Consider the following 4,954-nt stretch of genomic DNA (forward strand, 5'->3'; position numbering starts at 1 on the left):
ATCTGATGGGCGAGGCGCTCAAGGCCATCTGCATCCGTCGCGAGTTCAACGTCTGGGCCAGCGACCGCTCCAGCCCGATCGTCGATTGGCTGCGCGCCCTGGCGCGGGAGGCGCACGGCGCCTGCGGCGGCCGCGGGGTGGGCGCGGTGGGCATGTGCTTCACCGGCGGCTTCGCCCTGGCCATGATGACCGAGCCCTCCGTGGTGGCGCCGGTCCTGGCCCAGCCTTCGCTGCCGCTGATCGCCGGCTCCCGTCGGCGGGCGGCAGGCCTGGGTGTAAGCCCGGCCGAGATCGCCTGCGCCAAGGCCCGTTTCGAGGCCGAGGATCTCTCCATGATCGGCCTGCGCTTCAAGGGCGACGCCCTGGTGGGTCAGGCGCGCTTCGACCGCTACCGGGCCGCGTTCGGCGCTCGCTTCGAGGCGATCGAACTGGAGGACGCCGACGCCTCCCCCTCCGACATCCCGCCCCACTCGACCTTGACCCTGCACCTGGACCGCCAGGGGCCGACGGCGGCGGCGGCCGAACGGGTGATCGCCTTCTTCGCCCAGCGGACGGGGGCGGGCGGCGGGGACGCCCCGGCCCCGTGACGCCTTTTCCGGGGCGCATTTTGCGCCGATAATCGGTTTCCACCGATGGGAACGCGCTGTAGAAGCGCGCCCTTCCCTGCGCCGGGCGTTCGATCCGCCGGCCAGGCCTATGATCTGAAGAGCGCCCTCCATGACCCGTCGTCCTCCCTCCCGCGGCCCCAGCGGCCGTCCCGCCCCCAAGGGACCGAGCCAGCGCCAGCTGCGCGCCGGCGAACTGGTGCGCCACGCCCTGGTGGAGATCCTCCGCGAAGAGGACCTGGACGACCCGGTCCTGTCCGGGGTCTCGGTGACCGTCACCGAGGTCCGGGTCAGCCCCGACCTGCGCCACGCCATCTGCTTCATTCAGCCCCTGGGCGGGGAAAACGCCGCGGAGGTCACCGCGGCCATGAACCGGGCCTCGAAGTTCTTCCGCGGGCGGCTGGGGCGGATGATCGACATGCGCGCCACCCCGGAACTGAAGTTCCTGCACGATGAGACCTTCGACGCCGCAGCGCGGATGGACCGGCTGTTCGACGATCCCAGGGTGCGCCAGGACCTGGCCCGCGCCGCCGAAGGCGAGCGCGACGGCGACGGCGAAGGGGACTGACCCCATGGGCCGTCGTCGCAAGGGAGAGGCGGTGTCCGGCTGGATCTGCCTGGACAAGCCCTATGACCTGACCTCCACCCAGGCTGTCAGCCGGGTGCGCCGCATCTTCAACGCCCAGAAGGCGGGCCATGCCGGCACCCTCGATCCCCTGGCCACCGGGGTCCTGCCCATCGCGCTGGGGGAGGCCACCAAGACCGTGGCCTTCATGATGGAGGCCGAAAAGGCCTATCGTTTCACCATCGCCTGGGGGACCTCCACCACCACCCTGGACCGGGAAGGCGAGGTGACCGGCCGCTCGGACGTGCGTCCCACGCCCGATCAGGTGAAGGCTGTGCTCGGCGAGTTCGAGGGCCAGGTGATGCAGGTTCCGCCGGCCTATTCGGCCATCAAGGTGGATGGCGAGCGGGCCTATGATCTGGCCCGGGCCGGCGAGAACGTAGAGCTGGCCGCCCGCCCGGTGATGATCCACGGCCTGGCCCTCGGCCAGCCCCTGGATGCTGACCATCTGGAGCTGGTCATGGACTGCGGCAAGGGCGCCTATGTCCGCGCGGTGGTCCGGGATCTGGCCGCCCGCCTCGGGGCCGAGGCCCATGTGCGCGACCTGCGCCGCACCCGCGTGGGCCCCTTTACCGAGGGCGCGGCGATCGGACTGGATTTACTTGAGGATTTGGGGCATAAGGCCCGCCAGTCGGAGGCCCTGCTTCCGGTCGAGACCGCGCTGGACGACATCCCGGCGCTGGCCGTGACCGATGAAGACGCCTTCCGGCTCAAGCAGGGACGGTCGATCGTTCTCGTTCCCCGACAGGTTGAAGACTTGAGGGCCAGGCTGTCGCCGGGCTCTCGAACCGTTTCAGCCCTATGCCGGGATCGGATGGTCGCCCTCTGCGAGATGCGCGCCGGCAAGCTCGAGCCGTCGCGGGTCTTTCATCTCGATTAGAGCGGAGACAACCCGATGTCGATCACGGCCGACCGCAAGGCGGAAATCATCAAGTCCCACGCCCGCGGCGAGGGTGACACCGGAAGCGCCGAAGTGCAGGTGGCGATCCTGACCGAACGGATCGTCAATCTCACCGAGCACTTCAAGACCCACAAGAAGGACAACCACTCGCGCCGGGGCCTGCTCAAGCTCGTCTCCCAGCGCCGGTCGCTCCTCGATCACCTGAAGAAGTCCGACCAGGGCCGCTATCAGGCGCTCATCGAGGTCCTCGGCCTCCGCCGTTAAGGACCTCCGTACCGCCCCCGCCCTTGCGCGGGGGCGTTGCATATCGGGACCCGCAAGTCTTGGGTTCCACCCGGCGCCTCGCCCCGTGCGGCGCGCCGCTTTACGGCCGCCGCCCGTCCGCACAGGCCAGGACGGGCGACCGGCGGCCCCGGGGCCTAGAGCGCGTTCCGATAAGTGGGAACCGGTTATCGGATCGAAACGCGCTCAAGTCTTTGAGTTTAGAGCCTGATTCAACGATCAGACGGTTCCGTCTGATCGCATCAGGCTCTAAGGCCCCACACAGACGTACGCCGAGGGTTCAGACGAAATCCTCATCTGCCTGTTCACCTGGAGAGGATTTCGGAAGTCCGACGCCCTGTCCGCCCCCGCCAGGAATACGCCTGCGGGATCTGAAAGAAGAAAATCATGTTCGATATCAAACGTAAGACCATCGAGTGGGGCGGCAAGACGCTGACCCTCGAAACCGGCCGCATGGCCCGTCAGGCTGACGGCGCGGTGCTGGCCACCTATGGCGAGACCGTGGTGCTGGCCACCGCCGTCTACGCCAAGAGCGCCAAGCCGGGTCAGGACTTCTTCCCCCTGACCGTCAACTATCAGGAAAAGACCTATGCCGCGGGCAAGATTCCCGGCGGCTTCTTCAAGCGTGAAGGCCGGCCCTCGGAAAAGGAAACCCTGGTCTCCCGCCTGATCGACCGTCCGATCCGCCCCCTGTTCGTCAAGGGCTTCAAGAACGAAGTCCAGGTGGTCGTCACCGTCCTGGCCCACGACCTTGAGAACGATCCCGACATCGTCGCCCTGGTCGCCTCCTCGGCGGCCCTGGTGATCTCCGGCGCCCCCTTCATGGGCCCCATCGGCGCGGCCCGCGTGGGCTTCATCGACGGCGAGTACGTGCTCAATCCGACGCTGGAGCAGATGAAGGAAACCCAGATGGACCTCGTGGTGGCCGGTACGGCCGACGCGGTCATGATGGTGGAATCCGAAATCCAGGAACTGACCGAAGAGCAGGTCCTGGGCGGCGTCTCCTTCGCGCACAAGTCCATCCAGCCGGTGATCGAGGCGATCATCGAACTGGCTGAGCATTCGGCCAAGGAGCCCTTCGAGTTCGAGGCCGAGGATACCGACGCCCTGAAGGCGAAGATGAAGGCTCTGGTGGGCGCCGATATCGCGGCCGCCTACAAGATCACCAAGAAGCAGGACCGTTACGAGGCGCTCGGCCAGGCCAAGGCCAAGGCGGTCGAAGCCATGGTCAAATCCGAGGCCAACCCGGACGGCGCCGACGCTCAGAAGCTGGCCGGCGTGTTCAAGGAACTCGAGGCCGACGTGGTCCGCCGCGGCATCCTCGACACCGGCCTGCGCATCGACGGCCGCACCGTCGACAAGGTCCGTCCCATCGTTTCGGAAGTGGGCGTCCTGCCCCGGGCCCACGGCTCGGCCCTGTTCACCCGCGGTGAGACCCAGGCCCTGGTGGTCGCCACCCTGGGCACCGGCGACGACGAGCAGTTCATCGACGCCCTGGAAGGCACCTATAAGGAGAAGTTCCTTCTCCACTACAACTTCCCTCCCTTCAGCGTCGGGGAAGCCGGCCGCATGGGTTCGCCCGGCCGTCGTGAAATCGGCCACGGCAAGCTCGCCTGGCGCGCCGTCCGGCCGGTTCTGCCGGCCACGGAAGACTTCCCCTACACCATCCGCCTGGTCTCGGAGATCCTGGAGTCCAACGGCTCCTCCTCCATGGCCACGGTCTGCGGCGCCTCTCTGGCCATGATGGATGCGGGCGTGCCCCTGAAGAAGCCGGTCTCCGGCATCGCCATGGGCCTGATCCTGGAGTCCGACGGCTTTGCGGTCCTGTCCGACATCCTGGGCGACGAAGATCACCTGGGCGACATGGACTTCAAGGTGGCCGGCACGGCTGATGGCATCACCTCGCTGCAGATGGACATCAAGATCGCCGGCATCACCGAGGAGATCATGAAGAAGGCGCTGGAGCAGGCCAAGGCCGGCCGCCAGCACATCCTCGACGAGATGACCAAGGCCATGGACGCGCCGCGCACCGAGCTCGGTGAGTACGCGCCCAAGATCGAAACCATGAAGATCGCGGTGGACAAGATCCGCGAAGTCATCGGTTCCGGCGGCAAGGTGATCCGCGAGATCGTCGCCGAGACCGGCGCCAAGGTCGACATCTCCGACGACGGCACGATCAAGATCGCCGCCTCCGAGCAGTCCAAGATCGACGCCGCCCGCGACTGGATCAAGTCCATCGCCTCGGAGCCGGAGATCGGCGCCATTTACACCGGCAAGGTGGTCAAGGTGGTGGACTTCGGCGCCTTCGTGAACTTCTTCGGCGCCAAGGACGGCCTGGTTCATGTGAGCCAGATCTCCAATGAGCGCGTGGGCAAGGTCTCCGACGTGCTCACCGAAGGTCAGGAAGTGAAGGTCAAGCTTCTGGGCTTCGACGATCGCGGCAAGACCCGCCTGTCCATGAAGATCGTGGACCAGCAGACGGGTGAAGACCTGTCCAAGACGGAAGGCGCCGCGGCCGACGCCTAAGGCGCCGTTCCGGTC

The 4,954-nt window shown here is 67.1% G+C and carries 5 protein-coding genes; all 5 read left to right on the forward strand.

Going from position 1 to position 4,954, the window contains the following annotated elements; all coding sequences use genetic code 11:
• Positions 1-587: dienelactone hydrolase family protein (locus tag V7D28_RS13840; RefSeq protein WP_333587970.1), on the forward strand; the 587-nt coding region annotated here is incomplete at its 5' end.
• A 130-nt stretch (positions 588-717) separates the two neighbouring features.
• Complete coding sequence (gene rbfA, locus V7D28_RS13845) at positions 718-1,173, forward strand: 30S ribosome-binding factor RbfA (RefSeq protein ID WP_333587971.1); 456 nt, start codon at positions 718-720, stop codon at positions 1,171-1,173.
• Between the two features lie 4 nt (positions 1,174-1,177).
• Positions 1,178-2,110, forward strand: coding sequence for a tRNA pseudouridine(55) synthase TruB (gene truB, locus V7D28_RS13850; protein WP_333587972.1), 933 nt, complete (start codon positions 1,178-1,180; stop codon positions 2,108-2,110).
• Between the two features lie 15 nt (positions 2,111-2,125).
• A complete protein-coding gene (gene rpsO / locus V7D28_RS13855) occupies positions 2,126-2,395 on the forward strand; it encodes a 30S ribosomal protein S15 (RefSeq protein ID WP_333587973.1) in 270 nt (89 codons plus the stop codon).
• A gap of 405 nt (positions 2,396-2,800) precedes the next feature.
• Positions 2,801-4,939 carry a polyribonucleotide nucleotidyltransferase gene (pnp, locus tag V7D28_RS13860; protein ID WP_333587974.1) on the forward strand — a complete coding sequence of 713 codons (2,139 nt, stop codon included), beginning with the start codon at positions 2,801-2,803 and terminating at the stop codon, positions 4,937-4,939.
• Positions 4,940-4,954: the final 15 nt, after the last annotated feature.

This window comes from Phenylobacterium sp. (assembly GCF_036723115.1).
Lineage (GTDB): Bacteria > Pseudomonadota > Alphaproteobacteria > Caulobacterales > Caulobacteraceae > Phenylobacterium.

What these genes read in the sequence shown, in the direction of transcription:
- truB (WP_333587972.1), top strand. Translation starts at nt 1,178, where the DNA reads ATGGGCCGTCGTCGCAAGGGAGAGGCGGTGTCCGGCTGGATCTGCCTG.
- pnp (WP_333587974.1), top strand. Translation starts at nt 2,801, where the DNA reads ATGTTCGATATCAAACGTAAGACCATCGAGTGGGGCGGCAAGACGCTG.
- rbfA (WP_333587971.1), top strand. Translation starts at nt 718, where the DNA reads ATGACCCGTCGTCCTCCCTCCCGCGGCCCCAGCGGCCGTCCCGCCCCC.
- rpsO (WP_333587973.1), top strand. Translation starts at nt 2,126, where the DNA reads ATGTCGATCACGGCCGACCGCAAGGCGGAAATCATCAAGTCCCACGCC.